At 72.6% G+C, this 20,025-nt stretch carries 20 protein-coding genes, 1 tRNA gene and 2 pseudogenes; 6 read left to right on the top strand and 17 right to left on the bottom strand.

The window, feature by feature from the left end:
* Positions 1–55 precede the first annotated feature (55 nt).
* From MVG78_RS13025 to MVG78_RS13005, 5 genes and pseudogenes are all read left to right on the top strand, one after another.
* Complete coding sequence (locus MVG78_RS13025) at positions 56–940, top strand: AAA family ATPase (RefSeq protein ID WP_247552092.1); 885 nt, start codon at positions 56–58, stop codon at positions 938–940.
* The gene (locus MVG78_RS13020) at positions 927–2,129 is read left to right on the top strand and encodes a vWA domain-containing protein (protein ID WP_247552090.1); all 1,203 of its coding nucleotides are present in this window, start codon (positions 927–929) and stop codon (positions 2,127–2,129) included. The genes MVG78_RS13025 and MVG78_RS13020 overlap by 14 nt, the downstream gene beginning before the upstream one ends.
* Positions 2,126–2,469, top strand: a pseudogene (locus MVG78_RS13015) (XdhC family protein). Before MVG78_RS13020 ends, MVG78_RS13015 begins: the two are co-directional and overlap by 4 nt.
* The gene (locus tag MVG78_RS13010; protein ID WP_247552088.1) at positions 2,466–3,173 is read left to right on the top strand and encodes an XdhC family protein; all 708 of its coding nucleotides are present in this window, start codon (positions 2,466–2,468) and stop codon (positions 3,171–3,173) included. Before MVG78_RS13015 ends, MVG78_RS13010 begins: the two are co-directional and overlap by 4 nt.
* On the top strand, positions 3,170–4,801 hold the full coding sequence (locus tag MVG78_RS13005) for an NTP transferase domain-containing protein (RefSeq protein ID WP_247552087.1): 1,632 nt from the start codon (positions 3,170–3,172) through the stop codon (positions 4,799–4,801). Before MVG78_RS13010 ends, MVG78_RS13005 begins: the two co-directional genes overlap by 4 nt.
* Before the next feature lie 276 nt (positions 4,802–5,077).
* On the opposite strand, the gene MVG78_RS13000 is transcribed toward MVG78_RS13005, so the two are convergent.
* The 11 genes and pseudogenes from MVG78_RS13000 to MVG78_RS12950 all read right to left on the bottom strand — a co-directional run bounded on the left by MVG78_RS13000 (position 5,078) and on the right by MVG78_RS12950 (position 14,273).
* Positions 5,078–6,577 carry a M81 family metallopeptidase gene (locus MVG78_RS13000; protein WP_247552085.1) on the bottom strand — a complete coding sequence of 500 codons (1,500 nt, stop codon included), beginning with the start codon at positions 6,575–6,577 and terminating at the stop codon, positions 5,078–5,080.
* A gap of 5 nt (positions 6,578–6,582) precedes the next feature.
* Positions 6,583–7,833 carry a Zn-dependent hydrolase gene (locus MVG78_RS12995; protein WP_247552084.1) on the bottom strand — a complete coding sequence of 417 codons (1,251 nt, stop codon included), beginning with the start codon at positions 7,831–7,833 and terminating at the stop codon, positions 6,583–6,585.
* On the bottom strand, positions 7,830–9,134 hold the full coding sequence (locus MVG78_RS12990) for an ArgE/DapE family deacylase (RefSeq protein WP_247552082.1): 1,305 nt from the start codon (positions 9,132–9,134) through the stop codon (positions 7,830–7,832). Before MVG78_RS12990 ends, MVG78_RS12995 begins: the two co-directional genes overlap by 4 nt.
* Positions 9,135–9,375: 241 nt before the next feature.
* Positions 9,376–9,452 (bottom strand) — tRNA-Pro (locus MVG78_RS12985).
* 194 nt (positions 9,453–9,646) lie between these two features.
* Positions 9,647–9,940 (bottom strand): annotated as a pseudogene (locus MVG78_RS12980) (MerR family transcriptional regulator); the annotation flags it as partial.
* A 14-nt stretch (positions 9,941–9,954) separates the two neighbouring features.
* Complete coding sequence (locus MVG78_RS12975) at positions 9,955–10,284, bottom strand: integration host factor subunit alpha (RefSeq protein ID WP_247552077.1); 330 nt, start codon at positions 10,282–10,284, stop codon at positions 9,955–9,957.
* Between the two features lie 244 nt (positions 10,285–10,528).
* Positions 10,529–11,491 carry a beta-ketoacyl-ACP synthase III gene (locus MVG78_RS12970; protein WP_247552076.1) on the bottom strand — a complete coding sequence of 321 codons (963 nt, stop codon included), beginning with the start codon at positions 11,489–11,491 and terminating at the stop codon, positions 10,529–10,531.
* 14 nt (positions 11,492–11,505) lie between these two features.
* Positions 11,506–12,663 carry a phosphate acyltransferase PlsX gene (gene plsX, locus MVG78_RS12965; RefSeq protein ID WP_247560433.1) on the bottom strand — a complete coding sequence of 386 codons (1,158 nt, stop codon included), beginning with the start codon at positions 12,661–12,663 and terminating at the stop codon, positions 11,506–11,508.
* An 83-nt stretch (positions 12,664–12,746) separates the two neighbouring features.
* Positions 12,747–12,950, bottom strand: a complete 204-nt coding sequence (rpmF, locus tag MVG78_RS12960) for a 50S ribosomal protein L32 (RefSeq protein ID WP_026033043.1) — start codon at positions 12,948–12,950, stop codon at positions 12,747–12,749.
* A 226-nt stretch (positions 12,951–13,176) separates the two neighbouring features.
* Entirely contained in the window at positions 13,177–13,689 is a 513-nt protein-coding gene (locus tag MVG78_RS12955) for a YceD family protein (RefSeq protein ID WP_247552074.1), read from the bottom strand.
* Positions 13,686–14,273, bottom strand: a complete 588-nt coding sequence (locus MVG78_RS12950; protein WP_247552072.1) for a ubiquinol-cytochrome C chaperone family protein — start codon at positions 14,271–14,273, stop codon at positions 13,686–13,688. Before MVG78_RS12950 ends, MVG78_RS12955 begins: the two co-directional genes overlap by 4 nt.
* A gap of 174 nt (positions 14,274–14,447) precedes the next feature.
* Here MVG78_RS12950 and MVG78_RS12945 point away from each other — a divergent pair, with 174 nt between their 5' ends.
* Positions 14,448–14,921 carry an outer membrane protein assembly factor BamE gene (locus tag MVG78_RS12945; RefSeq protein WP_247552071.1) on the top strand — a complete coding sequence of 158 codons (474 nt, stop codon included), beginning with the start codon at positions 14,448–14,450 and terminating at the stop codon, positions 14,919–14,921.
* A gap of 112 nt (positions 14,922–15,033) precedes the next feature.
* Here the strand turns inward: MVG78_RS12945 and thiL are convergent, their stop codons facing one another.
* From thiL to ribD, 6 genes are read right to left on the bottom strand one after another with little or no spacing between them, the layout of a single operon-like run.
* Positions 15,034–16,041 carry a thiamine-phosphate kinase gene (gene thiL / locus MVG78_RS12940; RefSeq protein WP_247552069.1) on the bottom strand — a complete coding sequence of 336 codons (1,008 nt, stop codon included), beginning with the start codon at positions 16,039–16,041 and terminating at the stop codon, positions 15,034–15,036.
* Positions 16,042–16,048: 7 nt separating this feature from the next.
* Complete coding sequence (gene nusB / locus MVG78_RS12935; RefSeq protein ID WP_247552067.1) at positions 16,049–16,579, bottom strand: transcription antitermination factor NusB; 531 nt, start codon at positions 16,577–16,579, stop codon at positions 16,049–16,051.
* Positions 16,576–17,070 (bottom strand): 6,7-dimethyl-8-ribityllumazine synthase, encoded by a 495-nt coding sequence (gene ribH, locus MVG78_RS12930; RefSeq protein ID WP_247552065.1) that lies wholly within the window; start codon positions 17,068–17,070, stop codon positions 16,576–16,578. Before ribH ends, nusB begins: the two co-directional genes overlap by 4 nt.
* Positions 17,067–18,239: a 3,4-dihydroxy-2-butanone-4-phosphate synthase gene (ribB, locus tag MVG78_RS12925; protein ID WP_247552063.1), complete on the bottom strand. Its 1,173-nt coding sequence runs from the start codon at positions 18,237–18,239 to the stop codon at positions 17,067–17,069. Before ribB ends, ribH begins: the two co-directional genes overlap by 4 nt.
* Complete coding sequence (locus tag MVG78_RS12920) at positions 18,236–18,853, bottom strand: riboflavin synthase (protein ID WP_247552061.1); 618 nt, start codon at positions 18,851–18,853, stop codon at positions 18,236–18,238. Before MVG78_RS12920 ends, ribB begins: the two co-directional genes overlap by 4 nt.
* Positions 18,853–19,977 (bottom strand): bifunctional diaminohydroxyphosphoribosylaminopyrimidine deaminase/5-amino-6-(5-phosphoribosylamino)uracil reductase RibD, encoded by a 1,125-nt coding sequence (gene ribD / locus MVG78_RS12915; RefSeq protein WP_247552059.1) that lies wholly within the window; start codon positions 19,975–19,977, stop codon positions 18,853–18,855. The genes MVG78_RS12920 and ribD overlap by 1 nt, the downstream gene beginning before the upstream one ends.
* Between the last annotated feature and the right edge of the window lie 48 nt (positions 19,978–20,025).

Raw genomic sequence — 20,025 nt, 5'->3', positions numbered from 1 at the left:
ACCGTGACATCCGCGACGTGAGCGGCGAGATCCTTTCCCCCATCTCCCGGGCAGCGTGACCGACACCCGCCGGCTCCTGGCCGAGGGGGGTTATGTCGCCGATGCTGCCCTGGCGACCTCGGTGCATCTCGCCCTGCAGATGGGCCGCCCGCTCTTCCTGGAGGGCGAGCCCGGCACCGGCAAGACGGAGATCGCCAAGGTCCTGGCCGCGCGCCTGCCACGCCGGCTGGTGCGGCTGCAATGCTATGACGGGCTCGACCTGAATGCCGCGGCCTATGAGTGGGACCACGCCAAGCAGCTCATGGCGATCCGGCTCGCCGAGGCTTCCGGCAGCGCGGGCGATGCGGCGGCCCTGGAGCGCGGCCTCTACGACCGCCGCTTCCTGCAGGAACGCCCGCTGCTCTCCGCCCTGGAGGGCAGCCCCGCCGTCCTGCTGATCGACGAGCTGGACCGCGCCGACGAGCCTTTCGAGGCCTTCCTGCTGGAGATCCTGGCCGACAACCAGATCACCGTGCCGGAACTCGGCACGATCCGCGCCCAGGTGCCGCCGGTGGTGATCATCACCTCCAACCGGACGCGGGAGGTGCACGACGCCATCCGCCGCCGCTGCCTGTACCACTGGGTGGACTATCCCGATGCGGCGCGGGAGCGCGAGATCCTGGAGGCCCGCGCGCCCGGCCTTTCGGATCGCCTGTCGCGCGAGGTCGTGGGGTTCGTCCAGGCGCTGCGGCGCGGCCCGGACTGGTTCAAGCTGCCCGGCGTGGCGGAAACCATCGACTGGGCCCGCGCCCTCGCCGCCCTGGGGGCGCGGGAGCTGGAGCCGGCCCTGGTCGAGGAAACGCTCGGCGTCCTGCTGAAGTACCAGGACGACATCGCCCGGCTGCGCGGCGCGGAGGCGGCGCAACTGCTGGCGGAGGCCAGGTCAGGTGCGGAAGCCTGAACCCGACGGGGCGGCGCCTTCGGGCGCGCAGTTCGCCGGCAACCTGATCGGCTTCGCCAGGCTGCTGCGGCGCGCCGGCCTTCCGGTCGGCCCGGCGGAAAGCCTCGCCGCCGCCGAGGCGCTGGCGATCACCGGGATCGCCGAGCGCGACACGGTGCGCGCCGCGCTGCGCGCGACGCTCCTGCACGCTCATGACCACCACGAGGTCTTCGACGGCGCCTTCGACCTCTGGTGGCGCGCCCCCGGCCTGCCCCTGGGCGGCGGGGAGAGCGGTGCGGAAGCCACGGAGCGCCTGCCCGCCGCCCGCCGCCTCGCCGAGGCTTTGGCGGCGAACCGCGACCCCGCCGGCGGCGAGCGGGAGGAGAAGCCGGACGAGGCCAGCCTCTCGGTCAGCGCGGCGGAACGCCTGGGCCAGCTCGATTTCGAGGCGATGAGCGCCGAGGAGATCGCCGCCGCCAAGCGCGAGATCCGTCGCCTCGCCCTGCCGCTCGCCGCGCGCCCGACCCGGCGCTTCCGCCCCGATCCGCACGGGCCGCGCAGCGACCTGCGCGCCACGGTGCGGGCCAGCCTGCGCCGGGGTGGCGAGATCCTGGCCATCGAGCGCCGCCGGAGGGTGGAGCGCCCGCCGCCGCTGGTGGCGATCTGCGATATCTCCGGCTCCATGGCGCGCTATGCCCAGGTGCTGGTGCATTTCCTCCATGCCGTGACCAATGACCGCGACCGGGTCCACACCTTCCTCTTCGGCACGCGGCTGACCAATGTGACGCGGCAGCTCCGCCACCGCGATCCGGAGGTCGCCTTCCAGATGGTCGGCCGGGCCGCGCCGGACTGGTCCGGCGGCACGCGGATCGGCGAGGCGCTGGAGCATTTCAACCGCGACTGGGCGCGGCGCGTGCTGGGCCAGGGCGCGGTGGTGCTGCTGATCACCGACGGGCTGGACCGCGCCGGGGGCGAGGGGCTGGGCGAGGCGGCGGAACGGCTGGCGCATTCCTGCCGGCGGCTGATCTGGCTGAACCCGCTGTTGCGCTATGCGGGCTTCCAACCCAGGTCTCAGGGCATCCGGGCGCTGCTGCCGCATGTCCACGAGCATCGCCCGGTGCATAACCTCGACAGCCTGCGCGCGCTGGTGGAGGCGCTGTCCATCCCGGGCGGCTCGCCCCCAAAGGCCGCATCAAGGAGGCCCGCATGAGCGAAACCCCCAAGGACACCCCTGTTGCCGGCGAGGACATCCTGGCCGCCGCCGATGCCTGGCGCCAGGAAGGCGAGGCGGTGGCCCTGGCCACGGTGGTGGAGACCTGGGGTTCCTCCCCCGCCCGCCCGGCTCCCGCCTCGCGGTCAGCGGCTCCGGCCGCCTCGCCGGTTCCGTGTCCGGCGGCTGCATCGAGGGTGCGGTGGCCGAGGTGGCGCAGGCGGTGATGCGCGACGGCCGGCCGCAACTGCTGGATTTCGGCATTTCCGATGAGCGCGCCTGGGAGGTCGGCCTCGCCTGCGGCGGCAAGCTCAAGGTCTTCGTGGAGAAGCTGGGTTGAGAACGGAGCTCTTCGCGCGGCTGCGTGCCGCCCAGGCGGAAAAACGCCCTGTCGCCCTGCTGACCCGCCTGCCGGATGGGGCGCAGCGCCTCTGGGGGGCCGGGGAGGATGTGGAGGACATCCCGCCCTTGCTGGCCGAGGCCGCCCGCGACGCATTGGCCGAGGATGCGGCGGGGAACGTCGAACTGGCGGGCGAGACCTGGTTCGTCCATCCGCACAACCCGCCGCTGCGGCTGATCCTGGTGGGGGCGGTGCATATCGCCCAGGCCCTGGTGCCGATGGCGGTGGCGGCGGGTTTCGCCGTGGCGGTGGTGGACCCGCGCCGCGCCTTCGCCACGGAGGAGCGTTTCGCGAAGGGCGCCACGCTGATCCATGAATGGCCGGACGATGCCATGGCCCTGCTCGGCCCGGACCCGCGCAGCGCCGTGGTGACGCTGACCCATGATCCGAAATTCGACGATGCCGCGCTGGATGCGGCGCTGCGCAGCGAGGCTTTCTACATCGGTGCCCTGGGCAGCCGCCGCACTCATGCGAAGCGCCTCGCCCGGCTGGCCGGGCTGGGCCATGGCGAAGCCGCCACCGCCCGCATCCACGCGCCGGTCGGGCTGGACATCGGCGCCGTCACCGCGCCGGAGATCGCGGTTTCCATCCTGGCGGAGATCGTGGCGGTGCGCCGCGGCGCCGCGCTCGGGCAAAGGACGTGATCTTCGGCCCCACCCCGCTGGAGGAAGCGCTGGGCGCCGTCCTGGCGCATACACACCGCCTGCCGGGGCGGGTGCTGAAGAAGGGCACGGTGCTGGATGCGGCCGCCCTGGCGGCCCTGGCGGAGGCCGGGGAGCGGGAGGTCATCGCCGCCCGGCTGGAACCCGGAGACGTGGCCGAGGACGAGGCCGCCGGCCGGCTGGCCGAGGCGCTGCTGCGGCCTGGCCTCACCCGCTCCCGCGCCGCGACCGGGCGGGTGAACCTTTTCGCCGCCATGCCGGGCGTGCTGGCGCTGGACGTGGCGCTGATCGACCGGCTGAACGCGCTGGACGAGAGCCTGACCCTGGCCACGCAGCCGGCTTTCGCGCCCCTTTCGGCGCGGGAGATGGCGGCCACCATCAAGGTCATCCCCTTCGCCGTGCCCGGCGCCGTGCTGGTGGAGGCGGAAGCCCTCGCCCGCGCCGGCCATGCCCTGTCCTTCCATCCCTATCGCCCCTTCCGGGCCGGGCTGGCGATGAGCAGCCTGCCGGGCATGAAGGAGAGCATCCTCGCCGGCACGCTGGAGGCGACGCGCGCCCGGGTGGAGGCCGTGGGCGGCGAGCTGCTGCCCGCCGAGCGGGTGCCCCATGAGGAGGCCGCCATCGCCGGAGCCCTGCACCGGCTGCGGGCGGCGGGCGCCGACCTGCTGATGGTGATCGGGGCCTCCGCCGTGGTGGACCGGCGCGATGTCGGCCCCGCCGCCATCACCCGCGCGGGGGGTGAGATCGAGCATTTCGGCATGCCGGTGGACCCGGGCAACCTGCTCTGCCTGGGGCGCCTGGAAGGGCGGCCCGCTTTGGTCCTGCCCGGCTGCGCCCGCAGCCCGGCGCTGAACGGCTTCGACTGGGTGCTGCAGCGCCTGGCCGCCGGCATTCCCGTCACCGGCCGCGATATCCAGCGCCTGGGCGCCGGCGGGCTGCTGATGGAGATCGAGACCCGGCCCCTGCCCCGCGCCGCCGCCGGGCGGGCCGAACCCCTGCCCCGCCCCGGCCACCGCCCCGTGGCCGCGCTGGTGCTGGCCGCCGGCCTGTCGCGCCGCATGGGGCCGGTGAACAAGCTGCTGGCCGAGGATGCCGCCGGGCGGCCGATGATCGCCCGCACGGTGGACCATGTCCTGGCCAGCCGGGCCGATCCGGTGATCGTGGTGACCGGCCATGAGCGAGAGCGCGTGGAGGCCGCCCTGGCCGGGCGCCCCGTGCGCTTCGTGCATGCGCCGGACCATGCCGAGGGGCTTTCCGCCTCGCTCCGCGCCGGGCTGGAGGCGGTGCCGGAGGATTCCGAGGGAGCGCTGGTCTGCCTCGGCGACATGCCGCTGGTCGGCCCAGGCACGCTGGACCGCATCCTGGACGGCTTCGATCCCGCGGCGGGGCGGAGCGTGGTGCAGCCGGTCCATGAGGGGCAGCCGGGCAATCCGGTCCTCTGGGGCCGGGAGTTCTTCGCCGAGATCCGCGCCCTGACCGGAGACCGGGGCGCGCGCGGGCTGCTGGCCCGCCATGCCGCGCATCTCGCCACCGTTCCGGTGACGGAAGATTCCGTGCTGCGCGACTTCGACACGCCGGAGGCCCTGGCCGGGCTGGATGCCCCAGCCTGATACGGTGGGCGGCATGGTGCCGGGACCATTCGCCGTACTGCCCGCGCGGGACGGAGCACGCCGCCGGATGTGGCCCTTTAATGCTTTAGCGTTTTAGGATTTTAGCCCTTTATCGGGCGGGATGGTAGCCACCTTGGCTCGCTCGCCTCCGTGGGGGTGGTACTGTGATGACAAGGTGGCGTGTTGATTTTATTCCCATGCCACAGGATCGGCTGAAGAACAAGGGCAGTTGCGTTCCAGCCTTCCCCGGAAGGGTCGCCCCTTCCGGGGAGGCGTTCAGCCTGTCACCGCATTCGCGCCGGGCTTCAGCCGCACGCCCGGGCGGATGTGGCGGAAGGGCAGGGCCGAGGGATCGGCCACCACCGGCCCCGGTGCCACGGCCACCAGCACGCGCCCGGCGATGGGCTGGAAATCCGCGCGGAAATGCACGCTGGATTTCAGCGCCAGGATGCGCTCCGCCGCCGGGTCCACGCCGAAATGCCGGATCAGCGCCTGGTCCAGCGCCTGCATCTTGCGGCTGGTGACGATCACCTTCACCCCGCCGATGGTGAAAAGGGCGGAGGGGCCGAGATCGACCCGGTTGCCCCTGGCCATGGGGCCGGTGCAGGTGAAGCGCCCGTCCGAGAGGCGTGCCACCACCCCGGTCACCTCCGCCGGGGCGCCGTCCGTCCTGCCGCCGAGGGCGAGGGTGACGGTGGCCCCCTCGCCCGCCGCATGCAGCGCCGCGGCGCTTTCGGCGTCGTTGATCAGGGCCACGGTGGCATCCTGGGCCTCCTGCCGCACCAGTTCCCGCAGCAGGCCGGTCGTGTCGCCGTGGCCGCCGCCGCCGGGATTGTCCTGCGTGTCGGCGATGACGACGGGGCCGTTCACCTCCCGCGAGAGGCGGATGGCCGTGGCGACGGCCTCGGCGGCGCCGAGCAGGTCGGGCACGAAATCCGCCTCCCGCCGCGCCAGATCGGCGAGGAAGCCCTCGGCGGCGGTGTCGGCGGCGTCCTGGCCCTCGGCATAGGCGGCGACCGCCATGCCGCAATCGGCGAAATCGGCATAGGGGAAGCCGAAGCAGAAGCCGAGCTCCACCACGCCCGGGGTCATCGCCTCCAGCCGCGCCCGCTCCGCCATCACATCGGCCATAGGCGGGACCAGCGTGCATTGCCCGGTGATCGGGGTCCAGTAATCCGCCTGCCGGAAGCTCTTCGCGAAGGGCGCGCCGCGTTCGATGCGCCGGAGCAGGAGTTCCACCGTCCGGGCCCCGCATTCCGCGCCATCCACATGCGGATAGGTGCGGTAGGGCACGAGGATGTCGCTATGCGCCACTATGGCGGCGGTCAGGTTGGCATGCGGGTCCAGGCTGGCGCCGATCGGGATGTCGCCGGCCACGGCGCGGAAGCGGCGCAGCAGCTCGCCCTCCGCATCGCCGAAGCCCTCCGCCACCATGGCGCCATGCAGTTCCAGGTAGATCGCGTCGAGCGGGCCTTGCGCCATCGCCTCCTGCAGGTCGTGCAGCAGCAGCGCGGCCATGCGCTCGAAAGCCTCGGCGGTGACGGGGCCGGAGGGGCCGGTGGTGGCCCAGCTCAGCGGCGCCACGGCGATGCCCTTCGCCTCGGCGGCGCGGATGGCGCCGGCGGCGGGGAAGCTGGTCGGGCGGATCGCATCCGGCATCGCGGCGGGCCGCAGCAGTGGCGGCGCCCCGCCCGGCGCCAGGAAATCCGCCCAGGTCGCGGGGCGCGGCGCGAAGGAATGGCTTTCGTGCTGGAAGCCGCCGATGGCGATGCGCATGATCCTCAGCCCCTCGCCACGCCGGCCGTCGCCAGCACCGCATCGGCCAGCACGCTGGCCCCGGCCTCGGCCCATTCCGGCGTGATGCTCTCTTCCTCGTTGTGGCTGATGCCGCCGTGGCAGGGCACCCAGACGAAGCCGGCCGGCAGCTTCTGCGCCACATAGACCGCGTCATGCCCGATGCCGGTCGCCATGTCCTTGTGGCGATAGCCGCGCCGCCGGGCGGCCTCCCGCAGCCGTTCCGCCAGTTCCGGCGCGAAGGGGGTGTGCGGCGAGTACCAGAAATCCGTCACCTCGACCTCGACGCCGCGCTGCGCCGCCACCTCGGCGCCCCGGGCCTTCAGGGCATCGGCCATGCCCTTCAGCGCCGCCGGGTCGCCATGGCGCATGTCCACGCTGAACCAGGTCTCGGAGGGCACGACATTGCGCGAGGAGGGCGTGACCTTCACCACGCCCACCGTGCCGCGCCCGTCGCCGCCGGCCGCGAGGGCGATCTCCTCCACCGCCTGCATGAGGATGGCCGCCGCGACGAGGGAGTCGCGCCGCCCCTGCATCTGCCCGCCGCCATGCGAGTCGGCGCCGCGTACCGTCACCTCCAGCCAGTGCTGCGCCAGGGCGTGGGTCACGATGGCGAGGTCCAGCCCCTCCCGCTCCAGCACCGGGCCCTGCTCGATATGCAATTCGAAATAGGCGCCGAGCTTCCGCAGGTCGGCGGGATCGGCGTCACCCTTCCAGCCGATGGCCTCCAGCGCGTCGCCGAAGCGGGCGCCCTCGGCGTCGCGCTTGTCCAGGATCTCCTGCTCCGTGAAGATCCCCATGGCCGCGCCGCTGCCCATCATGGGCGGCGAGAAGCGGGCGCCTTCCTCGTTGGTCCAGTTGATCAGCACGACCGGTGCCTCGGTCTCGATCCCGGCCTCGTGCAGCGCCCGCATCACCTCCAGCCCGGCGAGCACGCCCAGCACGCCGTCGAACTTGCCGCCGGTCGGCTGGGTGTCGAGATGCGAGCCCATGGCCACGGCGGGCCGCGACGGGTCCCGCCCCTCCCGCCGCAGCACCATGTTGCCCAGCCGGTCGGTGGTGAGCGTCAGCCCGATCTCCGCGCCCCAGCGGGCCAGCAGCTTCCGCCCCTCGCCATCCTCGGCGGTCAGGGTCTGCCGGTTGCAGCCGCCCTTCGCCGTGCCGCCGATCCTGGCCATCTGCATCAGCGAGTCCCAGAGCCGTGTGCCGGAGATGGGCAGGTTGCTGCCGGTGCTCATGCGCGGGCTCCCGGATCGAGGCGTTCGACGCCGCACCACTCGGCCATGGTCAGGGCGATGGTGCGGGTGATGTCGTGCATGCTGGCGAGGCCGACGCTCTCGTCGATGCCGTGGATGTCCTGCGCATCCGGCCCGAAGACCGCCGTGGGCGTGTCCTGGTAGAGCGTGAAGAAGCGCCCGTCGGTCAGCCCCGAGGCGGCGTAGCCGCGCAGTTCCTGGCCCGCCGCGTCCGCATAGTGGTGCCTGGCCAGGCGGACGATCTCGCTGTTCATGTCGAAGACGCAGCCCTCGGCATGGAAGCCCTTGAACTCCAGCTTCACCTGGGCGCCGCGCAGCCGCTGGTCCTGCGCCAGCTTCGCCACCAGGGCCTCGATATCCGCCTTCGCCTGTGCCGCCGGATAGCCGACCATGATGCCGACCCGCAGCCCGATCCGCGCCCGCGTCGGCACGGAGGAGTTCCACTCCCCGCCCTCGATGCTGCCGAGATTGACGTTCACGGGATGGTTCACGCCGTGGAAGGAGGCATGGACCCGCTCCGCGCGGTTCATCTCCGCCTCGTATTCCTTGAAGCCTGCGGCGATGATGCCGGCGGCCTCGATGGCATTCACCCCGGCATGCATCTCCCGCACATGGGTCGGGCGGCCGGTGACGGTGACCCAGGCCCAGATCACCCCGACCTCGGCCGAATAGACGGCGGCGAAGCCCGGCCCCGGTTCCGGGATGATCACCGCATCCGTGCGCGGCAGGGCCAGCATGGCAGCGAGCGCGCCGTTGCCGGTGCATTCCTCCTCGATCACCGCCTGCATCTGCACCTCGGCGGCGGGCTGCACGCCGGCCCGGCGCAGCGCCTCGAAGGCGGTGAGGTAGGAGACGATCCCGGCCTTCATGTCTCCCGCGCCGCGCCCGTACATGCGCCCGTTCCGCACGGAGGGCTCATAGGGCGGCGTGGCCCAGAGATCCGCCGCGCCTTCCGGCACGACATCCACATGGCCCTGCAGGGCGAGGCTGCGGCCGCGCTTCTCGCGCGGGGTGAAGACCGCCACGACGTTGTCGCGGCCGTCATAGGGGATCAGCGGCGGCGAGAATCCGGGATGGTCCTTCAGCGCCGCCGGGACGGTCGGCACGCGGCGCGGGGCGAGGCCCAGCGCCTCGAAGTTGCGGGCCATCTCGTCGAGGGCGCCCTGTTCCTGGCCCAGGGTGGAAGGGCAGCGTACGAGGCGCGCCAGCCGCTCCACGGCATCCATCTCCAGCGAGGCCACGGCGTCCAGGATGGCGCGGCGGAGACCGGGATCGAGCGTCACGGCCGGCGCCCCTGCCCGAGGGAAAGGGATGCGGCGGTCGCGCCGTCCTGGGTCCTGGCCATGTTGCCTCCGGTGATTGCCGGGGGCGGAGGCTAGACCCTAAGCCGGGCTGGCGGAAACACCCGCGGACAGGGTTTTTCGGGCCGCAAACAAGGGGATACGTCCGAAATCGGGGCATATGCCACGGGCCCTGCCCAAGGGGCCGGCAAACTCGCGGATGGGATTTCGGGGTGTTCGGGAATGGTCGGAGCGGCGGGATTCGAACCCACGACCCCCAGTCCCCCAGACTGATGCGCTACCAGGCTGCGCTACGCTCCGTGCGGAGGCCGTCTAGCATCGGCTCACCGCCCCGCCAAGGCCCCCTGCCCGAAAAGCTTCGCGGCGGCGCCGGAAAAGAGGGGTGCCGGTCAGAATTCCCGGCTGGGGCCGCGGGTGATGAAGCGGATGCGGGCGGCGATGGATTCCAGTTCCTCCAGGCATTCGGCCAGGAGGTCCTCTCGCCCGATCGGCGTTTCCGGCGCGGGCGGGTTCGCCGCGGACTCGGCCCCGCTGTCGCGCAGCAGGCGCTGCACGCCCTTGATCGTGTAGCCCTGGGTGTAGAGCAGGTCGCCGATCCGCTTCAGCAGGGCGATGTCGTCCGGCCGGTAATAGCGGCGGCCGCCGCCACGCTTGAGGGGGCGGACCTGCGGGAACTTGCTTTCCCAGAAGCGCAGCACGTGCTGCGGGATATGCAGGTCCTCCGCGACTTCGCTGATGGTGCGGAAGGCCGTGGGCGCCTTGCGCGGGCGAAGCGGGGTGTCTTCCATCACCTCAGACGGCATCAGTCATCATCCTGGGAATCGGTCTCTCCATCCACCGGCGGGGAATCTCCGTTGATGCGTGCCTTGAGCACCTGGCTCGCCCGGAAGGACAGGACGCGGCGGGGCGAGATCGGCACCTCGATCCCCGTCTTGGGGTTGCGCCCGACGCGCTGGGCCTTCTGGCGGACGGTGAAGGTGCCGAAGGCGGAGAGTTTCACCGGATGGCCCGCCGCGAGGCTGGCAGAGATCCGTTCCAGGACATCCTCCAGGAGCGCGGCGCTCTCGTTCCGGGACAGTCCCACCTGCGCGTAGATCGCGTCTGCGAGATGCGCGCGCGTGACGGTCTGCATGCCCATCCATACCCCGGGTTGCCCATGGAAATGGAGTGAAAACCGCCCCTTGGGGGAGCGTCAACCATGAACGGGGATTCGGCACCACACTGCGGCAGGGAAGCCACAGAAATGGCCGCCAGCATGGGCCGCGCGGGCGGCCCGCCCCGCGAGGGCGGGAAGATCAGGCGGCGGGTGGGGCCAGGGAGGCGCGGCGCCCCGGGGGCGCCGGAAAGTTTTCGGAGTCCGGCGCCGCGCGGAGGGGTCAGTAGCGCGCCAGCGCCGCACCCCAGGTCAGGCCGCCGCCGATGGCCTCCATCAGCACCAGGTCGCCCCGCGCGATGCGGCCGTCGCGCGTGGCCTCGGCCAGGGCGAGCGGGATCGAGGCGGCGGAGGTGTTGGCGTGCCGGTCCACGGTTACCACCACCCGCTCGCGCGGCAGGCCCAGCTTCTTGCCCATGGCCTCGATGATGCGGAGGTTGGCCTGGTGGGGCACCAGCCACTGCACGGCGGAACGGTCCAGCCCATTGGCCGCCAGGGCCTCGTCCACCACGGCGGCGAGTTTGGAGACGGCATGGCGGAAGACCTCGCGCCCCGCCATGCGCAGCAGGCCGGGGCCGCCGGTGCTGCCGGCCCCGCCCTCGACATGCAGGATATCGGCGAAGCGGCCATCCGCATGCAGGTGCCAGGACAGCAGCCCGCGATCCTCCTCCTCCGAGGCACGCAGCACGACCGCTCCGGCACCGTCGCCGAACAGCACGCAGGTGCCGCGGTCGGACCAGTCCACGATGCGGGAATAGACCTCCGTGCCGATCACCAGCACGGTGCGCGCCTGCCCGCCGCGCATCAGCGATTCCGCCATGCCCAGGGCATAGACGAAGCCGGTGCAGGCGGCGGAAAGGTCGAAGGCGATGCCGGAGGGCGCGCCGATCGCCGCCTGGACCAGCGCCGCCGTGGAGGGAAAGGCGCTGTCCGGGGTCGAGGTGGCGACGATCACCGCATCCACCTCGGCGGCCGCGATTCCCGCCTGTTCCAGCGCCCGCGCCGCCGCCGCCGCGCCCATGGAGGAGGCCGTCTCCCCGGCCGCGGCGATATGCCGCCGGCGGATGCCCGTGCGCTCGCGGATCCATTCATCCGAGGTGTCGAGCCCATAGGCCTGGGCCAGTTCCTCGTTGCTGAGGGCACGTTCGGGCAGGTAGCCGCCGGTCCCGGCGATGATGGCGCGCATGGGCGGTCGATTCTTCAGCGGAGGGCGGTGGAGGAGAGGCCCGGGGTTTCGTGGCCGGGCGTGTCGCAGCCCGGGTCGTGCCTGGGCCCGCCATTCGCAGGCCCGCCGGAAGGCCCGGCGGAGGCGGTTCCGCCAGGAGGCGCCGCGGGCGTAGCCACGGTGGCCCCGCCCTCCGGCATGGCCGCCGCGGGACCCCGCCGCAACAGGGCGGCACCCTCGCGGATGCGCTCGTTGAAGCCGTGGCTCACCATGTCCAGCGCCACGTCCACGGCATGGGCGAAGCCCAGCGCGTCGGTGCCGCCATGGCTCTTCACCACCACGCCGTTGAGCCCGACCAGCACCGCGCCGTTGTAGCGGCGGGGGTCCATGTAGTCGCGCAGCCGGTCCAGCGCCGGGCGCGCCAGCAGGTAGCCGATCCGCGCCAGGATGGTGGAGGTGAAGACCTGCTTCAGCAGCCCGCCCATCAGCTTCATGGCGCCCTCGCCCGTCTTCAGGGCGATGTTGCCGGTGAAGCCGTCCGTCACCACCACGTCGGTCGTGCCGGCGGTGATGTCGTGGCCCTCGACGAAGCCGCGGAAATTCGCGCCCAGATGGCTGTCGCGCAGGATCTCGGCGGCCTGGCGGACGCGCTCGTCGCCCTTCAGCTCCTCCGAGCCCACGTTCAGCAGGCCGATGGTCGGCGCCGGCAGGCCGAGGACGGCGCGGGCGAAGGCATCGCCCATCACGGCGAATTCGGCGAGGTTGCGGGCGTCGTACTGGACGTTGGCGCCCAGGTCGAGCAGCACCACGTCGCCGCGCGCCGAGGGGCCGATCGCCGCCAGGGCCGGCCGGTCGATATCCGGCAGCGTCTTCAGGACGATCTTGGCCAGGGCCATCAGGGCGCCGGTATTCCCGGCCGAGACGACCCCCGCCGCCTCCCCGCCGGCCACCGCGTCGATGGCCATGCGCATGGAGGAGCCCCGCACGCGCAGCGCGGCGGTCGGCTTCATGTCGCCCGGAATGGCCTCGGCGGCATGGCGCAGGCTGCAGGCCCGAGCCGCGCGCGGGCGGCGAGCGAGCAGGCCCGAGAGCCTCGCCTCGTCGCCCAGCAGCAGGAAGCGAGCCTCGGGGTGGCGTTCCGCCGAGAGCTCGATCCCGTCCAGCACGGCATCGGGTGCATTGTCGCCGCCCATCGCATCGATGGCGAGCGAGTAGGCGGGCACGCGGCCCGCGACGGACCCTTCGGACACGACAGGTCTCGCGGTGCCGTCGTGGCTCAGGTGCGGACCGCGGCCTTCAGGGCGTCGCCGGCCTGCACGACCTCACGGCCGTCATAATGGCCGCAGGAGGAGCAGACATGGTGCGGGCGCTTCAGCTCGCCGCAGTTCGGGCACTCGTGATAGGCGGAGGCGGTGAGGGCCTCGTGGCTGCGACGCATGCCGCGGCGGGAGGGCGAGACTTTCTTCTTAGGGACGGCCATGGTCGCCGGGCCTTTCTAAAATGGCTTTGCAAGAGCTGCGTGATCTGGGCGCGATCGACCGGAATCGATGCAAGCTGAGGGCGGGCCTCTACCACCCGCCCCCCGGGAAGCAAGCGGGAAGCAAGCCTGAGGGCTGGCCGGGCCTCCCGCCAGCGCCCCGGCGGCCCCGCGGAGGGGACATGCCGGGGATCTGCCCGGTCGAGGGCCCTGCTTCAGGTGCCTCGCCTCAGGCGCCCCGCTTCAGGCGGCTCAGGGCGGAGAAAGGGGTGACGGGCTTGTCGCCCGCCCCCTCCGGCCCGAGTCCCGCCCCCGGGGCACGCGGATAGGGATCGAGGGACAGGGCAAGCTGCTGCGCCAGGGCCTCGCCGAGATCGAGCACGCCATTCTCGGCCTCCACCTCGTCCGGGCCCTCCAGGATGTCCTCCTCGTCCGTCTCCGTGGGCTCGGCGCCCGGTGGCGGCACGCGCCAGTCGATCTCCTCCTCGATCTCCTGCTGCACCGGCTCCAGCGTCACCACGCAGGCCTGGGTCACGCTGGCGCGCATCTGGCCGCGCACCGCGATACGGCCGCCGGCCTGCGGGGTCAGCGCCAGCTTCGCCTCCAGCTTCTCCAGCGACAGCAGGTCCAGGCGGCGGGCCAGGGCCTCCCGCTCCTCCGGCGTGGCGGAAAGGCTCTCGCGCTGGCCGGAACGGGGAATGTTGGCCAGCACCACGGGCCGGGAGAACTCGTTCTTCGTCACGTCTGGAACTCCAGCAGGTCGAGGCGGCCGGCGGCGAGATCGTCGATCCGCCGGGCCGAGAGGGCGGCCGCGATCCGGCATGCGCGGGCGGCCAGCAGGGCGGGGGCACCCTCCGGCGCCTCGCCGCGCCAGATGTTGCGCGCCAGGGCCTCTTTCAGGGGGGCTTCCTCCAGGGGGGCTTCTTCCAGGGGAGCCGAATCCGCCGTTCCGGCCGCCCCCATGGCCTCCAGCGCCGCTTCATAGGCGCGGGCGCGGCCATGGAAAGCCTCCCACATCGTCTTCACGCGCCGGCCGATGGACATGTCGCCCACGCCCATCTCCCGCAGGTTCAGGTCCATGTCGGCGAACATCGCGTCGAAGACCGCCTGGGCGAGTTCCCGCCCGCGCGGGTCCGGGTCATGGCGCAGGCGGTGCACCAGCAGCGCCACATGGAGGGCGATGGCGTCGAAGCGCCCCTCCAGCGTGTCGGGCACCCCGATGGTCCCGAACAGGCTCGGCGCGCGCGCCGCCGCCACGCTGGCGGTGTAGAGCTCGAAGCCCGCCCGCTCGAAGGGCTTGCGCCGGAGAAGGCCGAGGAGGCCCATATTCTGTCCCGATCACCGTTTCAAAGCCGCCCCGCCCGCGCAGCACCGTTGACCGGAGGGCGAGGCGGTGGCAATCCGCCCGACGAGATGGCCCGCGCCCCCTCCCCAGTCAATCGCCGCCCTTCGGGGCGATCCCGCCTTCTGCCAGCCGGCCGCGCCGGTCTCGCATTGGCCATGGCAGCACTGCTGGCCGTGCCCCTTGGTGGCTGCTCGATCTTCGGCGCTCCGCGCGAGATCCGTGGCAACCGGGTGGACCCGGAGCAGCTCGCCCAGATCACGCCCGGCGTGCAGACGCGGCAGGACGTGACCGCGCTGCTCGGCTCGCCCAGCGCCACGGGGACCTTCGACCCCAACGAGTGGTACTATATCAGCGAGGTCACCCATATCCGCCCGGCCCAGATGCCGGGGGTCAGCGACCAGCGGGTGGTCGCCATCAGCTTCGACCAGAACGGCGTGGTGCGGAACATCCGCGAGCTGACCGACAAGGACCGGCAGGACGTGACCTTCGTGTCGCGTGAGACCCCCTCGCCCGGCACCGAGCGCACCGTGCTGCAGCAGCTCTTCGGCAATATCGGCCGCTTCAACGGCGCCGGCGCCATGGGCTCCGCCACGGGCGACCAGGGCCCGGGCGGCGGCCCCGGGCGCTGAGGCGCGCCTTTCGGAAACACGCCTGATCTTCGCCTGAAAATCGAGGCCTGAAGATCGGGTCCAGGCTTCCGGGGATGGGTGCGCCCCACCCCGGAAGGCCACCCCTCGTCCGTCAGAAGTGGCTCCAGCCTCCCCGCGGCAGGGACGCCGGCTGTCCCGCCCGGTCCAGCACCAGGACCGAGGCCGGGCTTGCCTGGAATCGGCCGATTCTCGTGACCGGGATGCCGCTGCGGCGGGATGCTTCCTCCACCCGGGACGCATCGGCGGGATCGGCGGCGAAAAGCAGCTCGTAGTCGTCCCCACCAGCCAGGAGCGGCAGCAGCCGGGACTCGTCGTCCGCCACCGCCGCCCGCGCCGGGCCGGAGAGCGGCACGCGGGCCAGCTCGATCGCCGCCCCGACCCCGGCGGCGCGGCAGAGATGCCCCAGATCCTGCACCAGCCCGTCGGACACATCCATCGCTGCCCGCGCCACGCCGCGCAGCGCGACGCCCAGGGCGAGGCGCGGGTCCGGCAGGCGGTAGCGGCGCAGCAGATAACCCTCCGGATCGGGCGGCAGGCGCCCCTGCCCCACCGCCAGCCCCAGCGCGCCATCGCCGATGCAGCCGGAAACCCAGACATCGTCGCCCGCCCGCGCCCCATCCCGGCGCAGGGCCGCGCCGGGCGGCACCGTGCCCAGGATGGTCAGGGAATGGCAGGCCGGGCCGGGCGTGGAGACCGTGTCGCCGCCCAGGACCTGGAGGCCGAAGAGCCGCTGGTCCTCGGCCAGCCCGGCGGCGAAGCCGGCGACCACGGATTCCGGCGTGCCGCGCGGGAAGGCGGTGGTCAGGAGGTAGCCCAGGGGCTCCGCCCCCATGGCGGCGAGGTCGGACAGGTTGGTGCGCAGCAGCCGGCGCGACACGGTGTCCGGCGGATCGGTGGGGAGGAAATGCACCCCCTCCACCATCGCATCCGCCGCCAGCACCAGCGTCCTGCCGGCGGGCGGGTCGAGCAGCGCCGCGTCGTCCAGCAGGCCGAGCGCCCCCGGTGCGGCGAGAGGCCGGAAATGCCGGGCGATCAGCCCGAATTCCCCGGGGAGTGGCCCACCGCCGGTGGGCGGGGCCTCGGACGGATGCGGGGGCAAGGACGGTTCAGGCGCGGGCGGTGTTGAACTCGCTGGCCCGCAGGTCCTTGGCCATGGCGTCCAGCACCCCATTGGCGAAGCGCGGCTCGGCACCGTCGAAGAAGCCGTGGGCCACGTCCATGTACTCGTTGATCACCACCTTGGCCGGCGGCTCGGTGCCGGACCAGAGCTCCCCGGCCGCGGCCCGCAGCAGGGCGCGCAGCACCGGGTCGAGCCGGTCCATGCTCCAGCCCGGCGACAGATGCGCGGCCACGATCGGGTCGATGGTCTCGACATTCTTCGCCACGGCGCGGACGATGCTGGTGAAGAGCGGCACATCCGCCTGCGGCACCCGCCCTTCCTCGAAGCCGCCCTCACCCGGCAGCGCGCCGAGGCGGTGCTGGATGAACTGCTGGATGATGGCCTCGGCATTCTCGCCGACGGCCTCGGACTGGAACAGGGCCTGCACCGCGGCCACGCGGGCGCCCAGGCGCGGACGCGCCTTGTTCCCGCCGCCTTGTCCCTTGCTCTTCGTATTGCTCTTCGGCGTGTCGTTCATTCGGATAATCCCAGGCTTCGGGCGAGCGCGATCTGGCCGATCAGCGCATGGGCCGCCTCCGCCCCCTTGTTGTGCCGGTCCGGGCGCGAGCGCTCGATGGCCTGCTGCAGCGTCGCGACGGTCAGCAGCGCGAAGCCCACGGGCGCGGCGGTCTCCACGGTGATGTCCATCACGCCGCGGCAGGCTTCCCGGCAGATATGTTCGTAATGATCGGTGTCGCCCTTCACCACGCAGCCGAGGATCAGGTAGCCGTCATGGCCGCCCTTCTCCCCCTTCGCGCGGAGGGCCATGCGCAGCGCCGCCGGCAGCTCGAAGGCCCCGGCGACATCCACCACCTCGGTCCGGGCGCCGATCTGCTCCAGCACCGCCAGGGCGCCGTCGCGCATCCCGCCGACGACCTGGGCATAGTAGGGCGCCTGGATCAGCAGCACGCGCGGCGCCGGTCCCTCCAGGACCGCCTGGCCGCGCTCCGGTGCGTCCTGCGTGCTCATGCCTGCTTCCCCTTCTGGACGGCCTTCCCGCATTCCGAGATCGGCCGCGTATCCACTCCACGGCCTTCCCGCACCGTCAGCCCGTAGCCCTCCAGCCCGACGATGGGGCGCGGGTGGTTCGACAGCAGCACCATCTCCTTCACGCCCAGATCGGTCAGGATCTGCGCGCCGATGCCGTAGTCCCGCAGCTCCGGCGCCGTGCGGTCGCGGCCGGCGCGCACGCGCTCGCTCAGGATGGTCGGGCGCATCTCCCGCAGCAGCACCACGACGCCGTGCCCGGAGCGACCGATCTCCTCCATCGCGGCGTGCAGCTCGGCCGGCCCCTGGCGGCTCAGCGTGTCGGCCAGCATGTTCACCGCGTGCATCCGCACCAAAGCGGGGCCGTTGCGGTCGGGCTCGCCCTTCACCAGGGCGATGTGCTCGCCATACTCGATGGTGTTGGCATAGACGATGATCTTCCAGGGCCCGCCCGGCGCATCCTCCAGCACATTCTCCTCGACCCGCTTCACCAGCCGCTCGGTGCGGCGGCGATAGGCGATCAGGTCGGCCACGGTGCCGAGCTTCAGCCCATGGTGCTGGGCGAAGGCCACCAGGTCCGGCAGGCGGGCCATGGTGCCGTCGTCGTTCATGATCTCGCAGATCACGCCGGCGGGGTTCAGCCCGGCCAGCCGCGCGAAATCCACCGAGGCCTCGGTATGGCCGGCGCGCACCAGCACGCCGCCCTCGCGCGCCGCCAGCGGGAAGACATGGCCCGGCGTCACGATGTCGCGGCGGCCCATCTCCGGGTTGATCGCGACCGCCACGGTGCGAGCGCGGTCGGCGGCGGAGATGCCGGTGCTCACCCCTTCCCGCGCCTCGATCGAGACGGTGAAGGCGGTCTGGTGCCGGGTGCCGTTGCTCTGGCTCATCAGCGGCAGGCCCAGCGCTTCCACCCGCGCGCGGGTCATGGCGAGGCAGATCAGCCCGCGCGCGTGGCGTGCCATGAAGTTGATCGCGTCCGGCGTGGCGAACTGCGCCGGGATCACGAGGTCGCCCTCGTTCTCCCGGTCCTCGTCGTCCACGAGGATGAACATGCGGCCCCGGCGGGCCTCCTCGATCAGTTCCTCGGTCGGGCTGAGGAAATCGGACAGCGAGGCGGAAACGGGCTGATTGGTCGCGGAGGCGCTCATGCCTCGAACTCCTTCAGGCGGGCGACATAGCGGGCCAGCATGTCGATCTCGAGATTGACCTTCGCGCCCGGGCCCAGCGCGCCGAAGGTGGTGACCTCCCGGGTGTGCGGGATCAGGTTCACGCCGAAGAGGCTGCCCTTCTCCGCGTTGCCCATCACCTCGTTCACCGTCAGCGAGACGCCGTTCAGCGTCACCGAGCCCTTGGGCGCGATGAAGCGGGCCAGATGCGCCGGCGGGCGGAAGACCCAGCGTTCCGAGCCGTTCTCGGGCGTCACCGAGACCACCTCCGCCAGACCGTCCACATGGCCGGAGACGACATGGCCGCCCAGCTCGTCGCCCATGCGCAGCGGGCGTTCCAGGTTGATCCGGGTGCCGGGCCGCCATTCGCCGAGCACGGTCAGGGACAGGGTCTCGGCCGAGGCCTCCGCCTCGAAGCCCTCGGGCTCCAGCGCCACGGCGGTCAGGCAGCAGCCGTTGCAGGCGATGGAGGCGCCCAGTTGCGCCCCCTCCAGCCATCCGGGCGGGGTGCGGACACGCAGGCGCATGTCCCGCCCCCCGCCGATCGGGGAGACGGAGAGGACCTCTCCGGTGGCGGTGACGATTCCGGTGAACATCAGGCGCGCTCGAACTCGCTCAGCAGGTCGGGACCGCACGGGATGGTGGCGGTGCGACGGAACTTGGGAAGGGCGGCGAGGGAATCCACCGGCAGGGCCTGCGCGGCGGGAAGGCCATCGCCCCCCATGACGCTGGGAGCATGGAACCAGGCGAGCCGGTCGACCAGTCCCGCGCGAAGCAGGGAAGCCGCGAGCGTGGCGCCACCCTCGACCATCAGCCGGGTCACGCCGCGCGCCGCCAGGGCACGGAGGATCGCCTCCGGGTCCAGCCGGTCGGAATCCCGGGCGCCGCTGGGGTCGGCGGCGGGCCTGCCGGAGGGCGGCACCACGACCAGCGTCGCCCCGGCGCCGGAAAGCCGGTCCATCGCCGCGCGGTCATGCCCCGCCACGGTCAGCACCACCACCTCCCCCCGGCGGTGGACCGCCTCCGGCCCGCCTTGCAGCAGCCGGGCGGTGGGCGGGGTGCGGAGCCGGGTATCGGCCACGGCGCGCAGGATCGGGCGCGGGGTGAAGCCCTCCAGCCGGCAGCTCAGGTCGGGATCGTCGGCCAGCACGGTGCCGCTGCCGACCAGGATGGCGTCCTGCGTGCCGCGCAGCGCATGGGTCAGCCGCCGCGCCTCGGGGCCGGTGATCCAGCGGCTTTCCCCCGTGCGGGTGGCGATGCGGCCGTCCAGCGTGGTGGCGAGCTTGAGCGTGACCAGCGGCAGGCCGGTCTCGATGCGGCGGATGAAGCCGGCGTTCAGCGCCCGGGCCTCCGCCTCCAGCACCCCTTCCGTGACCTCGATGCCGGACTCCCGCAGCCGGCGGATGCCGTTGCCGTTCACCCGCGGGTCGGGGTCGCGCAGTGCCGAGACCACCCGCGCCACACCGGCCTTGGCCAGCGCATCGACGCAGGGCGGGGTCTTGCCCCAGTGGGAGCAGGGTTCGAGCGTCACATAGGCGGTGGCGCCGCGCGCCGCCTCGCCCGCCCGGGTCAGCGCGTTCACCTCGGCATGGGGGCGCCCGCCCGGCGAGGTCCAGCCGCGCCCGACCACCACCCCGTCGCGCACGATGACGCAGCCGACGGCGGGGTTCGGCCAGGTGTTGCCCAGTCCGCGCGCCGCCAGGGCCAGCGCGACGCGCATGTGCTGCCGGTCGGTCTCTGTCCCTGGCGGGGTCCCTGGCGCGGGGAT

Origin of the sequence: Roseomonas gilardii subsp. gilardii (genome assembly GCF_023078375.1) — a bacterium.
GTDB lineage: Bacteria > Pseudomonadota > Alphaproteobacteria > Acetobacterales > Acetobacteraceae > Roseomonas > Roseomonas gilardii.
Note: the sequence above shows the minus strand (reverse complement) of the source record. Positions and strands in the feature narration are given on the sequence as shown.